We start from the raw sequence: 20,924 nt of genomic DNA on the forward strand, positions 1-20,924 counted from the left end.
AAGTGAGCCAGGAATCCCCCACCTTCAGGAGGGGAAGGAGTCAAGTGATGATCCACTCCTCAGCGCTTCCGAGCCGTTTCGTGGGCCGCGCGGAAGAACTGGCCGCCGTGGCCGGGTACTTGTCGCAGCAGCGACTCGTCACCCTCACCGGCGTGGGCGGGGTGGGCAAGAGCCGCCTCGCGTCGGAGGCGGTGGAGCGCCTCGGGCACCGCGGCGGCCGAGCCGTGGTCTGGGTCGAGCTGTGGCCGCTCCAGAACGACAAGCTGCTGGTGCCCGCCGTGGCGCATGCGCTCGGTTTCGCCAACCACTCCGCCACCGACACCCTGGAAGCCCTCACCAGGTGGCTCCACGACCAGGACGTGCTGCTGGTCCTGGACTCCTGCGAGCACGTGAGGCGCGATTGCCGCACCCTCGTGGCCCGGCTCCTCGCCGCCGCCCCCGGCCTGACCGTGCTGACGACCAGCCGGGAACCGCTCGGCCTGCCCGGCGAGCACGTCATCGAGGTGGCACCCCTGCCCGCCCGGACCGACGGGGCGGAACTGCTCCGCGCACGAGCGGCCCTGCTCGGCACTCCGCTGGTGAGCCCTGAGGACGTGAGGACTGCCGTACGGCTGAGCCGGCGCCTCGAAGGGATCCCGCTGGCCATCGAGCTGGCCGCCGGACAGCTTGCCGACCGGACCGTCGAACAGGTCGATCGGCACCTGCGCTCACGCCTGGAGCTCACGGCCGACCACGGCAACGGCCCGTCACGGCATCGCGCTCTGCGGACGACGATCGGCTGGAGCCATGAGCTGTGCGAACCCGGCGAACGACTGCTCTGGGCGCGGCTGTCGGTCTTCCGCGGCGACGTCACCGCCGACACCGTGCGGCAGGTGTGCGCGGGCGGCCCCCTCGGAGCGGAAGCGCTCGCCGCCGCTCTCGCGGGGCTGGAGCGCAAGTCGGTCCTGAGCCGCCGGGGCAACCGCTACCGGCTCCTCGACACCCTCCGCGAATACGGCAGTACCTGGCTGGACGAGCTGGGTGAAACGGCGACCCTGTCGCACCGGCACGCCCACTACTTCCTTGAGCAGGCGCGCCGGGCCGACGCGGGTTGGTGGGGCCCGGACCAGACGTGGTGGTACCGGCGACTGGACGACGCCCACGCCGACCTGCGGGCCGCGCTGGACCACTGGCTGTCGACCTCCTCCGGGGCGGCCGTGGAGATGTGCGGGCTCCTCGGCTTCTTCTGGAGCTGCTGCGGCTACCTACAGGTGGCGGGCGAGTATCTGGAGGTCGCTCTGGCGCGATGCGCGGCACCCGCACGCATCCGGGCCAGGGCTCTGTGGGCGCTGGGGATCACCCGCGTGCTGATCGGGGACAGCGCGGGGGCGCACACCCTCGCGGAACTCGCGGCCCGTCAGGCGGAACGCAGCGGGGACACCGACGGGATGCTCCGCTCCGCCTACCTGACCAGCCTCATCCATCTGCTGGCCGGCCGGCCCCGAGCCGCTCGGAGTGCCGTGGACGAGGCGCTGGCGCGATCGCCGCGCACGCCGAAGTCCGAGGCGGGCAGGCTGCTGTGCCGTACGGCCCGTGTGTTCGCGCTGACCGGTCAGGGACACCTGGACCGGGCCCGCGCCGACGCGGAGGAACTGCGCGCCGAGTGCATCGGGACAGGGGAGTGGTGGGCGCGCTCGTACACCGACTATCAACTGGCCGTCATCGCCCTGCTCCAGGACCAGGCCGCCGCCGCGAGCAGGCACGCCCGGTCGATGCTCCGGGGCAAGCGCAGCATCGGTGACCGGTACGGCCTGGCACTCGGCCTCGACCTGCTGGCGGCGGCGCTCGCCGCGGAAGGCGCCATCGAGCAGGCGGCGGCGGCGCGGGCCGCCGCCGAGGTCCTCTGGAGCTCGGTCGGCCAGCCCGAGCGGGGTACCCCGGACGCGCGTCACATGCAGGCCCGATACGAACGCGCGGCTCATGCGGTGCTGGGCGAGGAGCGCCACGAGGAGCTGATGGCCCGGTCCGTCGCCATCGGATCGGAAAGGGTGCTCCAGGACCTCCTGGGACCGGTGAGCGAGGTCAACTGACGCGGGCGGCCCCCTGATCCGTCGACGCGGTCCTTCCGGGCGCACCGTGCAGAGAAGCCGAAATGGGGGTACGCGGCCGAAAGGGGACGATGAGCGGAGGATGACGATGTTCGAGGCCGGTGACATCCGGGAGTGGCGCGGTCACGATGTGGTCGACGACAACGCGCGCAAGATCGGCAGACTGGAGTCGATCTATGTGGACACCGTCACGGACGGGCCGTCTTTCGCGACCGTCACGGTCGGCATGCCGACCCGGCACCGCCTGGTGTTCGTGCCGCTGGCCGGAGCGACGGTCGGTCCGGGCTACCTGAAGGTCGTCTACTCGAAACGCCTGGTGAAGGAAGCGCCGTCCATCGAGATCGACGGGATCCTGCCCGCCGGGGACGAGGAAGCGATCTTCGCTCACTACGACCTGGCCTACAAGCCCGGCGCGGAGGGCGAGCGGCGCCTGGCGCGCCGCTGACGAACGACGACGATCCGGGAGGCGGCCATGGCTCTGTTCCTGTTCCTGCTGCTCGTGGCGGTGATACTCGGTTTCATCGGAGTGCTCGCCGAGGGACTGCTCTACCTGCTGTTCATCGGCATACTCGTGGCGATCGCCGACATCCTCTACGTGGGAATGAGGATCCGGCGAAGCGGCAGGCGCCCGGTTCGGTAGACCTGCCTGCCCGAGGGCCCAGCGTGTCGGCGCAACGCCTTGTCAGCGCGCCGATGACGGATGTATAACGTTGTAAAATTCAAGCCCTGGGACTCGGCGCCAGGCTCACGGTGACGACGCCGTACCCGCACCGACGACCCGAGTCGGGCCGTTTCGAAAGGAATGCCGTGCGGGTCAGCCTCAAGGACGTCGCCGCCCACGCGGGGGTCTCCATCAAGACCGTCTCCAACGTGGTGAACAACTACCAGCACGTCACCCCCGCCATGCGCGAGCGCGTCCAGCGGTCCATCGACGCGCTCGGCTATCAGCCCAACCTGGCCGCCCGGCACCTGCGCAAGGGACGCACGGGCATGATCGCTCTCGCGCTGCCGGAGCTCGGCAACCCCTACTTCGCCGAGCTCGCCGCCGCCGTCATCGACGCGGCCGCCGCCCATGACTACATCGTGCTCCTTGACCACACCGGCGGACGCCGCGAACAGGAGCTCCTGGTCAGCCAGGGCTTCCGCGCACGTGTCATCGACGGACTCATCCTCAGCCCCATCGAGCTCGAGTCGGAGGACCTGCGCGACAGGGCGGAGAACGTGCCGCTTGTGCTGCTCGGGGAGCGGGACTACGACCTGCCGTACGACCACATCGCCATCGACAATGTCGCCGCGGCCCGCGCCGCCGTCCGGCACCTGGTCGGCCTCGGGCGCCGGGAGGTGGCGTTCATCGGCGACCGGCGCGGCCGCAGCGAGCCCGCACAACTGCGCGTACGAGGCTGGCGCGAGGAACTCACCGCCGCCGGACTGCCGGCCGACGACGGGCTCGTGGCCGCCACCGACGGCTGGGGCCATGCGGACGGCGCGGCGGCCATGACCCGGATCCTCGATGCCGGCCGGCGCCCCGACGCGATCTTCGCCTACAACGACCCGATGGCCATCGGCGCGATGCGCGTCCTGCACGAGCGCGGACTTCGTGTCCCCGAGGACATCGCGGTCGTCGGCTTCGACGACGTGGTCGAGGGGCACTTCGGCGCGGTGACGCTGACCTCCGTGTCGCCGGACAAGTCGGCCATCGGCCGGCTCGCCGTGGAGTCGGTGCTCGCCCGGCTGGGCGGCGAGGCTCCCGAGCCCCGCCGTGTCTGGGCGGACTACCGCCTAGTGGAGCGGGAGAGCACCCTCGGGCGCGGTGCGGCGAAGGACGGACCGACCCCAGGCTGACCAGCCCGTAGGCACCTCCGCCGCGAACCCCGTCGGTCGGTCGACCGGCCGACGGGGTCATTCGTCGTGCCGTCGGAGGGTGTTCGTTCGCCTCGCCTCGGCGGTACTTCGCCGGCGCTGCGCCGGGCGCACCCCACCCCGCTAACGGACCTTCCCTGTCGGTAGAGGTAAAGGCCCTGGTCGTCCCAGGTCCCGGGGCCCGTACGGGAGTTGACCGCGCCGCGAGGGCCGCTCATGCAGCAAGCGCTTCCCCTCCGCCCCCGCCTCCTCACGATGCACACAGGTGTGCGCACAGGGGGTTTACAGCGTCCTTCCAACGATGTAAAAACCTCCTTGCGGCGGGCCGGACAACGTTGCCCGCCAGGGGAGATGCGCTGTTTCTGCTTGTGCGTCAGCTCCTCAGTTCCCTTTCAGCGTCACCCGGATCGGGGTCACCATGCAGCGCACCACTCACCGTCCTCGTCTCCTCACCCGTCCCGGGGTCGTGGCCCTGGCCGCCGCGGTGGCCTTGACCGCCGGCGCCTGTGCGAAGTCGGAGGACGATGCCTCGAAGGACACTCAGTCGCCGGCGGCCGCAGGCGCGGAGCAGAAGGTCGTCACACCGAAGCCGGGCAGCAAGACCTGCGCCATCGACGCCTACGGCGCCGAGAAGCTGGATCTGAAGAACGCGACCGTGGGCTTCTCCCAGTCGGAGAAGGAGGCCAACCCGTTCCGCATCGCCGAGACCCAGTCCATCAAGGACGAGGCGAAGAAGCGGGGCGTCAAGCTGCTCACGGCCAACGCCCAGTCGCAGTTCTCCAAGCAGATCAGCGATGTCCAGGACCTGCTCGCCAAGGGCGCCGACCTGCTGGTGATCGCCCCGCTCAACTCCGACGGCTGGGACCCGGTGCTCCAGGCCGCCGCCGCCAAGAAGGTCCCGATCGTGACGATCGACCGCAAGATCAACGCCACCGCCTGCAAGGACTACGTCTCCTTCATCGCCTCCGACTTCGTCGAGCAGGGCAGACGGGCCGCCGACCAGATGATCGAGGCGACCGGCGGCAAGGGCGAGGTCGCCATCCTCCTCGGCTCGGCCGGCAACAACGTCACCACCGAGCGGACCAAGGGCTTCAAGGAGCGGATCGCCGAGAAGGCACCGGAGTTGAAGGTCGTGTTCGAGCAGACCGGTGACTTCGCCCGCGAGAAGGGCCAGCAGGTCACCGAGCAGCTCATCCAGTCGAAGCCCGGCATCAAGGGCATCTACGCCGAGAACGACGAGATGGGCCTCGGCGCGGTGGCCGCGCTCAAGGGCGCAGGCAAGAAGGCCGGCGACGTCAAGATCGTGACCGTCGACGGCACCCGCAACGCGGTCCAGGGCATCGTGGACGGCTGGATCAGCGGCGTCATCGAGTCCAACCCCCGGTTCGGCCCGCTGGCGTTCCAGACCCTGGACACCTTCACCAAGGGCGAGGAAGTCCCGCAGGACGTCATCATCCAGGACAGCGCCTACGACGCGGACAACGCGAAGACGGAGATCGCGAAGGCGTACTGATCCCACGGGGCCCGGGCGTCGTCCGGGCCCCAACGCCGCTCCCGCACAAGCCTCTTCACGACTTTCTCCACCCCTTTCTTCCTGGAGGCACAGGTGGCACCCCCCGCCGAAGTCCTCGCCGTCCGCGGACTGAGCAAGACCTTCCCCGGCGTCCGGGCCCTGGACGACGTGGACCTCACCCTGCACGCCGGCGAGGTCCACGCCCTGATCGGCGAGAACGGCGCCGGCAAGTCGACCCTCATCAAGCTCCTCACCGGCGTGTACCGCCCCGACGCCGGCGAGATCACCTTCCAGGGCGGCAAGGTCTCCTTCGCCACGCCCCTGGAGGCCCAGAAGGCGGGCATCTCGACCATCTACCAAGAGGTCAACCTGATCCCGCTGCTGAGCGTGGCCCGCAACCTCTTCCTGGGCCGCGAACCGCGCAACCGCTTCGGCGTACTGGACATCGCACGCATGAACCGGGAGGCCGAGGAGACCCTGCGCGGCTACGGCGTCCGCGTGGACGTCCGCAGGCCGCTGCGCACCCTCGGGGTCGGCGCCCAGCAGATGGTGACCCTGGCCCGTGCCGTGGCCACCGACGCCCGCATCGTCATCATGGACGAGCCGACCTCCTCCCTCGAACCGCGCGAGGTCGAGACCCTCTTCTCGGTGATCCGGCGGCTGCGCGACGCGGGCATCGCCGTCGTCTACGTCAGCCACCGCCTGGACGAGCTCTACGCCGTGTGCAGCACGGTCACCGTGCTCCGCGACGGCCGGCGCGTCCACCACGGCCGGCTGGCCGACCTCGACCGCCTCGCCCTGGTGTCCACGATGCTCGGCCGGGACCTGGGCGAGGTCCGCGAGGAAGGCGTCACCAAGTTCACCGGCGACCACGAGGCGATCGATTCCCAACCCGTGCTGGACGCCAGGGAACTGACGGTGCCGCACAAGCTGCACGAGGTGTCGCTGAGCATCCGGCCCGGCGAGGTCGTCGGCCTGGGCGGACTCCTCGGCTCCGGACGCACCGAGACGGCGAAGGCCATCTCCGGGGCCCTGCCCGTCCGTTCGGGCCGCGTCACCGTGGCCGGCGTCCCGCTGCGCGGCGGCTCCGCACCGGCCGCCATCCGGGCCGGCGTCAGCCTGCTGCCGGAGGACCGCAAGAGCGAGGGCATCGTCCCCGGCCTGTCGGTCCGGGAGAACATCGCGCTCGCCGTCCTGCCCCGGCTGTCCCGCTTCGGCCTCGTCTCCGAGGCGCGCGTCGACAGCGTCGTCGACACCTTCATCAAGCGGCTGCGCATCAAGGCATCCTCACCGCACCAGAAGGTCGGTGAACTCTCCGGCGGCAATCAGCAGAAGGTGCTGCTCGCCCGTTGGCTCGCCATGAACCCCAAGGTGCTGCTGCTCGACGAGCCCACGCGCGGCATCGACGTCGGCGCCAAGGCCGAGGTGCAGAAACTCGTGGACGAACTGGCCGCTGACGGCCTGGGCGTCCTGCTCATCTCCTCCGACCTGGAGGAACTGATCGAAGGGTCCGACCGCGTGGTCGTACTGAAGGACGGTGCCGTCGTCGGCGAACTGACCGGGGACGACGTCACCGAGGACAAGCTGATGCGCACCATCGCCGGGGACGCCCAGGTGGAGCACCTGGCCAAGGAGGTGGCCACCGATGGCTGAGGCCACCCTCCGCACCGCCCCGCTGGACAAGACCCGCGTGCTCCAGTGGCTCCAGACCTACGGCGTCTACGCGGGCGTCGCGGCGCTGCTCGTCGTCAACACCGTCATCACCCCGCACTTCCTCTCCGCGGAGAACTTCCGCACCCAGGCCGTCCAGGTCGCCCCCGTCATCATCGTCGCCCTCGGCATGGCCCTGGTCATCGGCACCGAGGGCGTCGACCTGTCGGTTGGTGCCGTGATGGCGCTGGCGGCCTCCGTCACCGCGCTCTACCTCGGCTACGGACTCCTGCCCGCCCTGCTCGTCGTCGCGCTCTTCGCCGCAGGCGTCGGACTGGCCAACGGCGCACTGGTCGCGCTCGTCGGAGTACAGCCCATCGTCGCCACGCTCGCCCTCATGGTCGGCGGCCGGGGCATCGCACTCGTGCTGCTGCCCCAGCTCGAGGACCTGCGCAACCCCGCCCTGGCCTCCCTGGGCTCCGGCGACATCCTCGGCATCCCGTACCTGATCCTGATCGCCGCCGTCCTGGCCCTGCTGGTGGCCTTCGTGGTGCGCCGCACCACCTTCGGCCGTCAGCTCCTCGCCATCGGCGACAGCCGGCCCGCCGCCCAGCTCGCCGGTCTGCCGGTGCGCCGCGTGCTGATCATCGTGTACGTCGTGTGCGCGCTGCTCGCCGCCGTGGCAGGCGTGCTGGCGACCGCCCGCCTCCAGGCCAGCGACCCGACCTCGCTCGGCAACCTGATGGAACTCTCGGCCATCACGGCGGTCGTCGTCGGCGGTACCCCGCTGACCGGCGGACGGGTCAACATCGCCGGCACCGTGGCCGGAGCCGTCCTCATCCAGCTGCTCACCGCCACCCTCATCAAGCACGATCTGCCGCCCTCCTGGACCCAGATCGCCCAGGCCATAGTGATCGTCGCCGCGGTCTACGCGGCACGGGGACGGGGGAAGCGATGACCGTCACGAAAGCGGACGCGCCCGTGACCACCGCGAGCAACGAACCGACGGGGGAGAGCGAGCCGGTCGGCTCCGCGCGCTCCGAGCGACTGAGCGCCCTGATCCAGCAGCACGGCGCGCTGGCCGTGCTGGTGCTCGTCTCCCTGGTGGCGTCCTTCTCCTTCGACTCCTTCGCCACCGGCGACAACGTCGGCAACATGGCGACCAGTTCGGCCTTCCTGGCCATCGTCGCCCTCGGCATGACCTTCGTGATCATCACCGGCGGCATCGACCTGTCCGTCGGCTCGCTGTTCGCCCTCGGCGGCGTCCTCGCGGCCTGGGGGTCGCGCCACGGCACCCTGGTGGCCTTGCTGCTGCCGCTGGCGGTGTGCGGACTGATCGGCGTCGTCAACGGCCTGCTGGTCGCCCGCTCCCGACTCGCCCCGTTCATCGTCACGCTCGCCGCCATGCTGGGCGCCCGCGGCCTGCTGCTCGCCATCACCGACGAGGGCGCGGACACCTTCCTGATCGGCAAGGGCTCCTTCCTAGCGGAGCTGGGCCAGGGCACCACCCTGGGCCTCGGCAACCCGGTGTGGATCACCCTGGTCCTGTTCGTCGCGGGAGCCGTCGTGCTGCGCCGTACCCGCTTCGGACAGCATGTGTACGCGGTCGGCGGCAACGAGGACGCGGCGGCCCTGATGGGCGCCCCCGTGGCCCGCACCAAGATCCTCGTCTACACCCTGTCCGGGCTCCTCGCCGGCCTGGCCGGCGCGCTCAACGCCGCCTGGCTCGCCTCCGGCGTGACCATCCTCGGCAACGGCATGGAACTGGAGGCCATCTCCGCCGTGGTCATCGGCGGCACCCTGCTGACCGGCGGCCTCGGCTATGTCAGCGGCTCCCTGGTCGGCGTGCTGCTCCTGAAGGTCATCCAGAACGTCATCAACCAGATCGGCTCCCTCGACTCCTCCTACCAGCAGGTCGTCAGCGGCGCCTTCCTCGCCGTCGTCGTCATCGCCCAGACCTGGCTGGGCCGCAGACGGCAACTGATGTGACAAGCCCCGGACCCGGCGGCCGAGCCCTCACGGCCCGGCCGCCGGGTCCGGTTCCAGGCGGCCGGACTCCCCGCCGGCCGCCGCCCGCACGCGCACGTCTCCCACCCCACGATTCAAGGAGGCACGATGCGTCGAGTACCCGCAGGCCGAAGGCCGTTCGACTGGCTGAGACGGCGAGCGCGGTGGGCGACCACCGCGCTCGCCGCGCTCACCCTGGTCGGCGGCACGGCACTGACGGCCACCGGTTCCGCGGCCGCCGCACCCCGGGCCTGGACACCAAAGCCGTCCCCCATGACCACCCCGTGGACCAACCAGGTCCCCGTCGACAACCCCCTCCCGGAATACCCCCGCCCCCAGCTGACCCGGCCCGACTGGGCCAACCTCAACGGCATCTGGGACTTCGCCGTCACCTCGGCGGACGTCGGACAGCCGGCCACCTTCACCGAACAGATCCGCGTCCCGTTCGCCGCCGAGTCCGCGCTCTCCGGCATCCAGCGCAAGGTCACCCAGAACGACAAGCTCTGGTACAAGCGCACCTTCACCGTCCCGTCGAACTGGAACGGCCGCCGCGTCCAGCTCAACTTCGGCGCCAGCGACTGGCGTACGACGGTATGGGTCAACGGCCGACAGGCCGGAGCCACCCACAGCGGCGGCTACGACGCCTTCTCCTACGACGTCACCGACCTCCTGGCCGGCGGCACCAACACCATCGTCGTCTCCGTCTGGGACCCCACCGAGACGGGCACCCAGGCGATCGGCAAGCAGCGGATCCGCGACGTCGCCCCGCACCCGGGCGGCGGCATCCTCTACACGGCCGCATCCGGCATCTGGCAGACCGTGTGGCTGGAACCCACGGCCTCCGCCTACGTCAGCCGCCTCGACATGGTGCCCGACCTGGCGAACAACCGCCTCAAGGTCACCGTCCGCGGCACCGGCACGAACGGCCACCAGGCCCGCGTCACCGTCTCGACCGGCGGCACCACCGTCGGCACCGCCACCAGTCCGGTCGGCACCGAGTTCACCGTGCCCGTCCCGAACCCGCACCTGTGGACGCCGGAGGACCCCTTCCTCTACGACGTGAAGGCCGACCTCCTCTCCGGCGGCACGACGGTCGACTCGGTCGGCAGCTACACCGGCATGCGCTCCATCGGCATCGCCCGTGTCGACGGCCTCCTCCGCCCCGTCCTCAACGGCAAGTTCGTCTTCCAGACCGGCACTTTGGACCAGGGGTACTGGCCCGACGGCATCTACACCGCACCCACCGACGCCGCTCTGCGCCACGACCTCCAGAAGCACAAGGACCTCGGCTTCAACATGGTCCGCAAGCACATCAAGGTCGAACCGCAGCGCTGGTTCTACTGGGCCGACCGGCTCGGACTGCTGGTCTGGCAGGACATGCCGTCCATGGAACGCACCCCCGACGCCGCCGCCCGCACCCAGTGGGAGGCCGAGTACGACCGCATCATCGACCAGCACCGCAGCTCACCGTCCCTCGTCATGTGGGTCAACCAGAACGAGGGCTGGGGCCAGTACGACCAGGCCCGACTCGCCGACAAGGTGAAGGCCTACGACCCCTCACGCCTCGTCGACAACATGAGCGGCGTCAACTGCTGCGGTGCCGTCGACGGCGGCAACGGCGACGTCGTCGACCACCACGTCTACGTCGGCCCCGGCACCACCGTGCCCAGCGCCACCCGCGCCGCCGTCCTCGGCGAGTTCGGCGGACTGGGCTTCAAGGTCGCCGGCCACGAGTGGTACCCCGGCGGCGGCTTCAGCTACGAGGACCAGCCCGACCTCGCCCACCTCAACAACCGCTTCGTGGGCCTCATCGACGCCATCCGCGAGGTCCGTATGCCCCGCGGCCTGTCCGCGTCGGTCTACACCGAGATCACCGACGTCGAGAACGAGGTCAACGGCCTGCTCACCTACGACCGCCAGGTGGTCAAGGTCGACGAGGCCCGGGTGCGCGCCGCCAACCAGGCCCTGATCAACGCCTCCCGCGGCTCGACGGCCCCTATCACCCTGCCCACCAACCAGTACAAGTCCCTGCGGGTGACGACCCCCGGCTACACGGACCGGTACGCGCGCCACAGGGACGGAGCGGTCTTCACCGACGTCGTGGGCAGCGGCAGCGACGCCCTGCTCAAGAACGACGCCACCTGGAAGATCGTCCCCGGCCTCGCCAACAGCTCCTGCTACAGCTTCGAGTCGCGCAACTACCCGGGCGAGTACCTGCGCCACCGCGAGTACCGCGTCTACAAGGAGCCCGGCAGCGGCGACCTGTACCGGGCCGACGCCACCTTCTGCCCCGTCCCGGCCGCCAACGGCGGCGTACGCCTCTCCGCGTACAACTTCCCGGAGCAGTACCTGCGCCACTACAACGCCGAACTCTGGCTCGCCACCCCGGGCGGCACCCACACCTGGGACAACCCGTCCCTCTTCACGGAGGACACCACGTGGTCCGTGGAGGCCCCTTGGGCACCGTGAACCGGGAGTAGCAGGATCGGGCGGCGGCGTCGGCGGACGCCGCCGCCCGACTTCCGTGCCTGTGAAATCCGGCTAGGCCTTGGTTGATGTGGCCGACCTGGCGGCCTGTTCGATCCTTGCACGGTGGGCCGCGCGGGCTTCCTCGTCGATCGGCTGCTCGTATTCGGGGCGTACGCCGGTGCGGCCGTCGAGGCCCTCGCGCAGGATGTCGGCGTGCCCGGAGTGCCGGATGGTCTCGGTGAGGACGTGGAGCATGACGGCGAACAGGTTCGTGTTCGGAGCAGGCTCCGCCCACCACGGCACGTGGCCGGGGGCGTCGAGGGAAAGCTCGTTGATCGTCGCGTCCGAGTGTTCCCATGTGCGCCGGTAGAACCCGATGATCTGTTCGCGGGTCTCGTCCTCCGTCGCCCACTGATCGCTGCCGTCGGAGTCCTGCCACCGGCACAGCGGTTCCGGGGAAGGGCGGTCGAAGACGTCGCCGAAGTACCTGGCCTCGACGGTGGCCACGTGTTTTACCAGGCCGAGGAGGTTGGTCCCGGTGGCCGTCAAAGGCCGGCGGGCGTCGTACTCGGACAGGCCGTCGAGTTTCCAGAGCAGCGTATTGCGGTCCCGCCGCAGTCTCCCGTGCAGGTTGTCCTTCGCGAATTCATCGATCATGCGTCATGAACCTTCCGTGGGATGAGCTACCGGCAATGGCTGTCTGTCAGAGAGGCGATGGGGTGGGCGGGGGCCAGGTGAGCATCCAGCCGGCGGTAAGCACCGCCGCGCCGCCTGCCAGGGCGATTGCGCCGCCTGTTCCGATGCCTGCGGCCACCGAGCCGAAGCAGGCCGGGCCGATGCCCTGCAGCGTCATGCTGCCGGAGCCGAGCAGACCGAAGGCCTGGCCCTGGCCGTCCTGCGGCAGGGCGTCCAGGAACGGCCGTTGCAGGCCGAGACCGTAGGCCAATCCGAAGCCGCAGAGCAGTAGCAGACAAGACGAGACGCCCACTCCGGGCTCGGTGGCGAAGCCGATCAGCGGCAGTCCCGTCAGCGCGATCAACGGGACTACCAGTCGCTCCCGGGTGGGTGGCCGCAGCAGCCGACCCACCAGCAGGTCACCGACAAGCATGCCGACCGGCGGACAGCCCATCAGCACCGCGTACCAGCCGGGTCCGAAGTGGCGTCCTCCCGAGTAGGCGACGATCAGACCTTCCGCTCCCGCCACGAACGCGGGCGGCAGCCACTGGGCCAGCATCAGCCGTCGTACCGTGTGTCCGCGCAGCAGCCGGCCGGCACCGTGCAGGCTTGCCCGGACGGCCCCGCCATCGCCCCGAGGCCTGCCGGGTGTGCCGCCGAACTCTCCCGGCTCCAGCCGGGGTAGCCGGATGCGGATGGCGAGCGCGCAGCCGAGGTAGAGCGCGGCGCTCACCGCGAGCGCCCGGTGCGGGCCGAGTACCGCGACGACCGCACCTCCCAGCGCCAGACCGAACAATTGCGCGCCGGAGGAGGCGAGGTTGTTCAGTGAACGGCCCAGCACATAGGCGTCGCCCTTCAGCCACTGCGCGACCAGCCGACTCGACACGCCGCCGAACACCGGTGTGGTGAGGGCGACCAGCGCCATGACACCGAGGCTTGCCGCGAGCGGCATCCGTACCAGGGCGAGCAGCAGGGCGGCGGCGCACTCCAAGGCGTAGCCGCCGGCGATGAGCGCGCGGGGCGGCAGCCGGTCGGCGAGCGAGCCCAGGAGCAGTGAGCCGAACAACTGCGGGAGAAAGCCGATGCCGAAGGCCAGTGCGCTCAACAGCGCGGAGCCGGTGGTCGAGAAGACCAGCACCGAGAACGTGGTGATCCGCAGCGAGCCCGCAGTGATCGCGACGGCGCGGGTCGAGAAGAGCAGCCGGAATCGCGGCTCGGCCAGCACCTCCCGATAGGTGGCACGGTAGTTGACCTGCACGGGTTCGGCAGTTGGGGTCATGACGCGCAGCCTCTCCGTGCGCCCACGCCACTCACCAATGATTCGTCGCTGGACGAATCGAAACAGACGTCCCGGCGGTAGCATCGCAGAGTGCTCCGCTTCGAAGTCTCCGTCGAGGACCTGCTGCGCAGCCGCTTCGCACTGTCGCCCGCGCTGGACCTCTGCTTGCTGCTGCGCTCACTCGCCGGCCTGGACCGGCCGCTGCCGCGAGCCTGGGCCACCCGCCTCCTGCCGGCCTTCGAGCGGCTTCGCCGCGAGACCGAACTGGACGCCGCCCTCGCTCTGCAGGCCCCGCAAGCCGGACCGAACTTCGTCGCCCCGCCTCCGCGCGGCCTCAACCAGACCTGGGCAGACGACTTGGCCATGATCCGGGCCACACCGCTGGAAGCTGCCCGCCACGAGTTCGCCGCCACCGCGACCGGCCCGTCCGCCCGTGATCCCCGCGTACGCGCGGTGCTGGACTCGCCGGACGCCGTCTCCAGGGTCGCCGAGGCGATGGACCAGGCGTGGCACGAGCTGCTCGCCGCGGACTGGCCGCAACTGCGCGCGATCTGTGAGCGCGATGTCGTGCACCGAGTGGGCGTGATCGGCGAACACGGCTGGGCCACGACCATCGAGAGCCTGCACCCGGGCATCGCCTGGCGCGACGGCGGCATCGAGATCGGCTTCTTCCGAGGCGGAACAGTCCGCCTCGCCGGCGACGGGCTACTGCTGATCCCTTCGGTCTGCGTCGGGCATATCGCCGCCCACCTGGAAGACCCCTGGCCCAGGACCTTGGTCTACCGTGCCCGCGGCACCGCCGCCCTGTGGGGCGAACAGGAGACCGTCCCCCAACCGGACGCGCTGACCGCTCTGGTCGGCCGGTCCCGAGCCCGGCTGCTGTTGGCGCTGGACGCCCCGGCCAGTACCAGCCACCTCGCCCGAAGCCTCGCCATGGCACCCGGCGCGGTCGGAGACCACCTCGCCATCCTGCGAGGCGCGGGGCTGCTCGTCCGCGCCCGGTCCGGACGGTCGGTGCTCTACCGACGCACCCCGCTCGGCGAGGCGCTGGTCGCCGGTTCGGGCTGAGGGCATCTCGGGGTACCCACCGTTTCGCGGTCAAAGGCCGAGACGCGAACGGGCCCCGGCGGGGGAGCCATCCCGCCGGGGCCCAGTCGTCGCCGTCGGTGCTACGGCTTCTCGTCCGTGTAGAGCGTGCTCACCTCCTCGGCGGTGAGCGCCTTGTCGTAGGCGTGGACCTCGTCGACCGCGCCGTTCCAGAAGTCGACGTCGTTGCCGCCCCACTGGGCGCGGCCGACCGACAGGGAACCGGTGCTGGGGTAGGCCGCGCCGCCGGTGGCGGTCGCCGCCGGCTTGCCGTCGACGTAGAGCTTGATGGTGTTGTCGGCGCTGTCGCGGACCCCGACCAGGTGGTACCAGTGGCCCTTCTCGGGCGTGGTCACGAGGCGTGCACGGCTCTCGCCCGGGGTGCTGAAGGCGAACGCGCCCTGCCCGTACTGGAGGTAGAACGGGCTGGCCTGGCGCCGGGTGTCCTGGCTGACCGCGGTGGCGTAGTTGCCCGGGAGCTCGTCGAGCCGGACCCAAGCGGACACCGAGTAGCTTCCGGTGGTGTCGAGCACCGGTCCGGCCGTCTCGGCGTGCTGGCCGTTGCCGTCGAACTTCAGCGCGCTGCCGCTGACTCCGGGCGTCCAGGTGGTGCCCGTGGAGAGCGTCAGGGGCTTGGCGTTCGGGCCGTCGTCCTTCGCCGTGGTCCCGGAGCCCTCGTCGAGGGCCCAGTGCCCGCCGCCCTTGAGCGGCTGCCGCTCGCCCGCCGCGGCGCCGGCGGCGACGACCTTGCGGTTGATCTCACGGACCCGGACCGGGTCGACCTTGATCTCCCGACGGTCGTACGTGTACAGGCCGTTGAGCTCGTTCTCCAGGTCGGAGATCTGGGTGTAGATCGAACCGGACAGCTCGGCCCCGGCCTGGTCGAGATAGAATTTCTCGGTGTTCTCGACGTACTTGCGGGTCAGCGCCTCCTTGTCGTTGACGCCGCTGTAGATCACCGTCGGCGCGCCCGGCCACATGTGCCCGGGGGTGCGCAGGGTGAAGCCGCCGTGCTCACCGTCCATCGCCGCCCGCTTGTCGTCGGGGAACGGCGGGTCCTCGTTGTTGTAGTCGTGGTGGTCGATGATGTCGCCCTTGCCCGAATCACCCTTGGAGTTGCAGCAGTTGACACCGCTGTGGGCGTTGACGACACGCGACGGGTCGGCTTCCTTCACGGACTCGGCGATCTTGCCGGTCTCCGTGCGGTCCCACTCGCCCCAGCCCTCGTTGAAGACGATCCAGCCGATCACGGACGGCGCGTTGTGGTGCTCCCGCATCATCTCCCGGCCCTGGTCGACGAAGGCCCGCCGCCCGGTCTCGTTCGTGATGTTGCCGGAGACGAAGTCCTGCCAGACCAGCAGGCCGAGCTTGTCGGCGTGGTAGAACCAGCGCGCGGGCTCCACCTTGATGTGCTTGCGCACGGCGTTGAAGCCGAGTTCCTTGTGCGCCTTCAGATCGAAGGCCAGGGCCTCGTCGCTCGGTGCCGTGTACAGGCCGTCGGGCCAGAAGCCCTGGTCCAGAGTGGCGAGGGAGAAGACCGGCTTGCCGTTGAGCACCAGCTTCTGGAAACCGCCGACCTTCGCGATGCCTATCTTGCGCATACCGAAGTAGCTGCCGACCTTGTCGGTGGACCTGCCGTCGGTGAGCTTGACGTCGAGGTCGTACAGATAGGGGTCGTCCGGGCTCCACAGGTGCTGCTTCGCGACCGGCAGCCGCAGCTGCTTGTTGGCCGGCCCGCTGACCTTGCCGACGACGTTGCCGCGCTTGTCGCGGGCGACGGCCTCCACGCGGGCCCCGGCGGACGCCTTGCCCGACTCCACCGTCACCGCGAGGCTGCTCGTGTCGATGTCCGGCGTGGAGACAACGTTATCGATCGCGGCGTTCGCGACCGGCTCCATCCAGACGGTCTGCCAGATGCCCGAGGACTGGGTGTAGAAGATGCCGCCCGGGTTGGTGGACTGCTTGCCCATCGGCTGGTCGGCGCCGCCGGTGTCGGTGACCGCGACCACGACCTCCTGCGGCCCGGTGCCCTTCAGCGCGTCGGTGATGTCGGCGCTGAACGCGTCGTAGCCACCGGTGTGTTCGGCGACCTTCGTGCCGTTGACGAAGACGCGGGCCTGGTAGTCGACGGCGCCGAAGTTCAGCTTCAGCCGGTTGCCCTTGCCGACGTTCCAGTCCTTGGGGACGTTCACCAGCCTGCGGTAGAACATGTGGTCCTCGTGCCGCTCGAGGCCGGAGAGCTGAGACTCCACCGGGTACGGCACGACGATCTTCTCGTCGAGGTCCTTGCCGAACACCGGCTGCTCGCCGGCCTTGGCGCCGCTGAACTGCCAGGGGCCGTTGAGGTTCTTCCACTTGGAGCGCACCTGCTGCGGACGCGGGTACTCCGGCAGCGGGTTCCGCTTGTCGACCTTGTCGCCCCATTTGGTGGTGAGCCGGTGGGTGGAGGCGTTGTCGGCGTAGCGGATGACCTTCGGCACGGTCTCGCCGCCCGAGGTCAGGCCGCCCTCGCCGTCGTAGGTGACCCGCACCTGCTGGTTCTTCTGGATGGGCTCGGCGAGCGTCACGAGCAGGGAGTTGCGGTCCCGGGGATCGACGGCGACCGACTTCAGCGGCATGGCCGTCGTGTCGGCCTCGATCTTGAGGTGGTCCTTGACCGCCCCGATGTCACCGACCCTGCCTTCGAAGCGGGCCCGCAGCCGGCGGCCGTCCGCGGCGACGGAAGTCTCCACCGGGTAGACCTCGAAGCCCTCGGGCGGAGTGAACGCCGACATGGGCACGAGCTGCTTGGACAGGCCCGGGCCGGCCCAGCGCAGGAACATGTTGGCGCCGCCGAAGTCCTGGAACATCTCCAGGCGGAAGTCGTGCTTCTCGCCGGCGTTCAGCCGGATCGCGGCGCTGGTCTGCTCCTTGTCCCAGTCCGGTTCCCAGTGGTCGATGACCGGCTCGCCGTCGATGTAGAGCCGGAAGCCGTTGTCGCCGATGGCGTAGAAGGTGTAGTCGCCGGTGGTCGGTGCCTCGATCTGGCCCGTCCAACGGGCGGTCGTGTGCTCCGTCCTGCCGTTCAGCTCCTGGAAGGTGCTGGTCAGGCCGGAGAAGTTGATCTGCGGGTCGAGCAGCGTGCCACCGAGTTCGGCGAAGTCCCGTGCGCCGGGGGCCGACATGGAGAAGTACTCGCCCTTCAGGCCGTGCACCTCGACGTCGGCTGCTTCGGTGGCGAGCGCCGAGGCGCTGCCGGTCGGCTCCGCTGCCGACGCGGTGGCGGCCAGACCGCTCGGGGGCACAACGAGAGCGGCCGTGGCCAGCAGCGCCCAGAGTCTGGCCCGTGGGCGGATGTGTTGTCTTGTCATCGAACCTTTCCTTGCACGGGTGTCGCGGACCGGGACCGGTCGGCTGGAAAGACCAGCCCGCAGGAATGACGGAGGACCGGTACGGACGCGGTCGGGCGTTTCTTTCAACGTTGGAAATTTTGCGACGCCGAAATGACAGCACGGCCCTCGACCGCTGTCCAGACCTCGCGCACCACTCGGTCATTCACCCTCACGGGGCGTCTGCCGCAGGCGACTTGTGGCACGGGAGCCCCGCGAGCATTGACATGCCCGCGACTCACAACAATGCTGCTGGGGAGCTGTTCCATCGATGGAAAGCGAGGCGCCCGGGTGACCATGAGACTTCCGCGCCGGGTCACCGGCGCCGCGGCCGTGCTGCTGTCCGGCGTGCTCGCCGCCGTGCTGTCACTGACGGCCGCCGACCCCGCCGAGGCGGGACAGACGAGCCTGCGGGCGGCGGACCCGAGCGTGCTCCGCGTCGGGGGCACCTACATCTCGGTGCAGTCGGCCGGTGGCGGCATCGTCGTCCGACAGGCTCCGTCGACGGACGCTCTGGCGACGACACCCGCCCGGCAGGTCTGGTCCGACACCCGCAACCTCGGCGAGGTCTGGGCACCCGAGATCGTGCGCGACGGCGGCCGTTACCACATCTACTTCTCGGCGGGCCGCGGACCGGCCCACCGGATGTACGTCATCAGCTCGGCCACTCCGGACACCGGATACACCGGCGAGACCCAACTGGCCCTGCCGGACGGCAAATGGGCCATCGACGGAACCCTGTTCACCTTCAGCGGACAGCGCTGGTTCGTGTGGTCCGGCTGGGCCGGCGACACCAACGTCGAGCAGAACCTGTACATCGCCCGCATGAGCAGCCCGACCACTCCGACCGGCGCCCGCTACGTCATCTCGCAGCCCCGGGAGAGCTGGGAGCGGGTGGTCGGCAACCCGTTCATCAACGAGGCCCCCGAGGCCATCAAGGACCCCAACGGGCAACTGCACATCGTGTACTCCGCGAACGGCAGCTGGAGCGAGCAGTACTGCCTCGCCGACCTGCGGCTGCGCGCCGGCGGTGACCCGACGTACGTGTGGGACTGGTACAAGTCCAACGGCTGCCTGTTCGGCTCCAACCGCGGCACGATGATGTCCGGCTGGGACCCGACCCTGCACGTCAACGGCCCCGGCCATCACAGCTTCGTCCTGCTCGACGGCGACATCGCCACCAGCCCGCCCGCCGGACCGAGGTTCCCGCTGATGTTCCACGCCGTCGCGAAGGGGACGCCGTACGCGTGGGAGAACCGGTACTGGTACACGGGCACGTTCTGCTGGTGGGGCAACACCACCTACAGCCGCGCCAACGTCCCCGGCCCGAACACGAACACCGGCTGGAGCCTGAAGTTCTTCGAGTGAGGACCGGTGTCGCTCAGAACCTCGGCGCCGGTGCCTGGTTCTCCACCATCCGGGCGGCCTCTTCCGGCGTCGCGACGGACGGTGGCGAGCCCGCAAGTGGCTGGCCTGCCGTCTCCTTCATGCACGCCACGGCGATCACACCGACCACGGACGCGGCCATGACGTAGTACGCGGGCATCAGTTCGCTTCCGGTGACGGAGATCAGCGCCGTGATCACCAGCGGCGTGGTGCCGCCGAAGAGGGAGGCGGAGAGGTTGTAGCCGACGGACAGGGAGCCGTAGCGGACCTGGGTCGGGAACAGCGCGGGCAGCGTCGCCGACATGGTGCCGAGCAGGCACACCATCGACAGCCCCAGCATCAGCATCGCCGCCGACACGGCCACCAGGCTGCCCTGCCTGACCAGCAGGAACGCCGGGAGGGACAGGACGAGGAAACCAATCATGCCGGCCATCAGCAGGGGCTTGCGGCCCAACCTGTCGCAGAGCCGGCCCACCTGATTGATGATCAGCATCAGCACCGCCATGGTGGCGATGAGGACGAGCAGGCCGTGTGTCTCGGAGTAGCCCATCTCGTCCGACAGATATGTCGGCATGTACGACAGGAGCATGTAGTCGGCGATGTTGTAGGCGCCGACCAGGCAGATGCAGAGGATCAGGGTCGGCCAGTAGTCGCGGAAGATCTTCGCCAGGTCGCCCTTGGCGGTCGTCTCGACCGCGGAGGCCGCGTCGGAGGCGCGGTGGAGGGACTCGTCCTCCAGCTTGCGGAACGCGGGCGTCTCGTCCAGCCGGAGCCGGAGGTAGAGACCGACCAGCCCGAGGGGCCCGGCGACCAGGAAGGGCACCCGCCAGCCCCAGGACTCCATGCCGCCGCTGCCCAGCAGAGAGGTCATCAGCGTGACCAGCCCCGCGGCACCGACGTACCCGGCGAGCGTGCCCAGCTCCAGGAAGCTGCCGTAGAAACCGCGTCGCTTGTCGGGGGCGTACTCGGCGATGAAGGTGGACGCGCCGCCGTACTCACCGCCGGTCGAGAAACCCTGGACGAGCCTGAAGAAGATCAGCAGGACCGGGGCCCAGAAGCCGATCGCGGCGTACGAGGGGATCAGGCCGATGGCGCAGGTACCGATCGCCATCATGATCATCGTGAGGGCGAGGACCTTCTTACGGCCGATCCTGTCGCCCATCGGCCCGAAGACCATTCCGCCGATCGGGCGCACCAGGAACGACACCGCGAACGTTGCGAACGACGACAGCAGCTGCACGGTCTCGTTGCCGGACGGGAAGAAGACGTGACCGATGGTGACCGCGAGATAGCTGTAGATCCCGAAGTCGAACCACTCCATGGCGTTACCGAGAGCGGCCGCTTTCACCGCCCGTTTCACGGCCGCCTCGTCGGTGACGGTGATGTCCGTGCGCCGCAGCGGAGGGTTCTTGCGCCGCTGCACGGCCCTGAACAGCAGCCGATGCCGCCTGACCGCCCCTGGGTCCGCATCGGCCACGATCAGATCGGAGTCGCTGACCGCCATGAGGGGTCCCTTCTGCCGAGCGCGCGATCGCCGCCACGCC

Annotated in this window: 15 protein-coding genes; 11 read left to right on the plus strand and 4 right to left on the minus strand. The window is 69.9% G+C overall.

Going from position 1 to position 20,924, the window contains the following annotated elements; translation table 11 throughout:
• Positions 1-47 precede the first annotated feature (47 nt).
• The 9 genes from CP983_RS42510 (at position 48) to CP983_RS42545 (ending at position 11,586) form a co-directional block, all read left to right on the plus strand.
• Entirely contained in the window at positions 48-2,069 is a 2,022-nt protein-coding gene (locus tag CP983_RS42510; protein WP_150505884.1) for an ATP-binding protein, read from the plus strand.
• Positions 2,070-2,175: 106 nt separating this feature from the next.
• Positions 2,176-2,532: a PRC-barrel domain-containing protein gene (locus CP983_RS42515; protein WP_125524265.1), complete on the plus strand. Its 357-nt coding sequence runs from the start codon at positions 2,176-2,178 to the stop codon at positions 2,530-2,532.
• A 27-nt stretch (positions 2,533-2,559) separates the two neighbouring features.
• Positions 2,560-2,727, plus strand: a complete 168-nt coding sequence (locus CP983_RS44215; RefSeq protein WP_163017203.1) for a hypothetical protein — start codon at positions 2,560-2,562, stop codon at positions 2,725-2,727.
• Positions 2,728-2,894: 167 nt separating this feature from the next.
• A complete protein-coding gene (locus CP983_RS42520; protein ID WP_150505886.1) occupies positions 2,895-3,929 on the plus strand; it encodes a LacI family DNA-binding transcriptional regulator in 1,035 nt (344 codons plus the stop codon).
• A gap of 436 nt (positions 3,930-4,365) precedes the next feature.
• Entirely contained in the window at positions 4,366-5,460 is a 1,095-nt protein-coding gene (locus CP983_RS42525) for an ABC transporter substrate-binding protein (protein WP_125524223.1), read from the plus strand.
• Between the two features lie 93 nt (positions 5,461-5,553).
• Positions 5,554-7,113 carry a sugar ABC transporter ATP-binding protein gene (locus CP983_RS42530; protein ID WP_150505888.1) on the plus strand — a complete coding sequence of 520 codons (1,560 nt, stop codon included), beginning with the start codon at positions 5,554-5,556 and terminating at the stop codon, positions 7,111-7,113.
• Positions 7,106-8,068, plus strand: a complete 963-nt coding sequence (locus CP983_RS42535) for an ABC transporter permease (RefSeq protein WP_150505890.1) — start codon at positions 7,106-7,108, stop codon at positions 8,066-8,068. The genes CP983_RS42530 and CP983_RS42535 overlap by 8 nt, the downstream gene beginning before the upstream one ends.
• Positions 8,065-9,099, plus strand: coding sequence for an ABC transporter permease (locus tag CP983_RS42540; RefSeq protein WP_185843769.1), 1,035 nt, complete (start codon positions 8,065-8,067; stop codon positions 9,097-9,099). Before CP983_RS42535 ends, CP983_RS42540 begins: the two co-directional genes overlap by 4 nt.
• A 126-nt stretch (positions 9,100-9,225) precedes the next feature.
• On the plus strand, positions 9,226-11,586 hold the full coding sequence (locus CP983_RS42545; protein ID WP_208852851.1) for an AbfB domain-containing protein: 2,361 nt from the start codon (positions 9,226-9,228) through the stop codon (positions 11,584-11,586).
• 72 nt (positions 11,587-11,658) lie between these two features.
• Here CP983_RS42545 and CP983_RS42550 read toward each other — a convergent pair whose 3' ends face one another.
• Complete coding sequence (locus CP983_RS42550; RefSeq protein ID WP_150505892.1) at positions 11,659-12,243, minus strand: DinB family protein; 585 nt, start codon at positions 12,241-12,243, stop codon at positions 11,659-11,661.
• A 46-nt stretch (positions 12,244-12,289) separates the two neighbouring features.
• Positions 12,290-13,540: an MFS transporter gene (locus CP983_RS42555; protein ID WP_150505893.1), complete on the minus strand. Its 1,251-nt coding sequence runs from the start codon at positions 13,538-13,540 to the stop codon at positions 12,290-12,292.
• 90 nt (positions 13,541-13,630) lie between these two features.
• Here CP983_RS42555 and CP983_RS42560 point away from each other — a divergent pair, with 90 nt between their 5' ends.
• Positions 13,631-14,608 carry an ArsR/SmtB family transcription factor gene (locus CP983_RS42560; protein ID WP_150505895.1) on the plus strand — a complete coding sequence of 326 codons (978 nt, stop codon included), beginning with the start codon at positions 13,631-13,633 and terminating at the stop codon, positions 14,606-14,608.
• A 101-nt stretch (positions 14,609-14,709) separates the two neighbouring features.
• Here CP983_RS42560 and CP983_RS42565 read toward each other — a convergent pair whose 3' ends face one another.
• Positions 14,710-17,976 (minus strand): LamG-like jellyroll fold domain-containing protein, encoded by a 3,267-nt coding sequence (locus CP983_RS42565; protein ID WP_150505897.1) that lies wholly within the window; start codon positions 17,974-17,976, stop codon positions 14,710-14,712.
• Between the two features lie 315 nt (positions 17,977-18,291).
• Here CP983_RS42565 and CP983_RS42570 point away from each other — a divergent pair, with 315 nt between their 5' ends.
• A complete protein-coding gene (locus CP983_RS42570; protein ID WP_150505899.1) occupies positions 18,292-19,362 on the plus strand; it encodes a glycoside hydrolase family 43 protein in 1,071 nt (356 codons plus the stop codon).
• 13 nt (positions 19,363-19,375) lie between these two features.
• On the opposite strand, the gene CP983_RS42575 is transcribed toward CP983_RS42570, so the two are convergent.
• A complete protein-coding gene (locus tag CP983_RS42575) occupies positions 19,376-20,884 on the minus strand; it encodes an MFS transporter (RefSeq protein WP_150505901.1) in 1,509 nt (502 codons plus the stop codon).
• Positions 20,885-20,924: the final 40 nt, after the last annotated feature.

The sequence above is a fragment of the Streptomyces chartreusis genome (genome assembly GCF_008704715.1).
GTDB classification, from domain to species: domain Bacteria; phylum Actinomycetota; class Actinomycetes; order Streptomycetales; family Streptomycetaceae; genus Streptomyces; species Streptomyces chartreusis.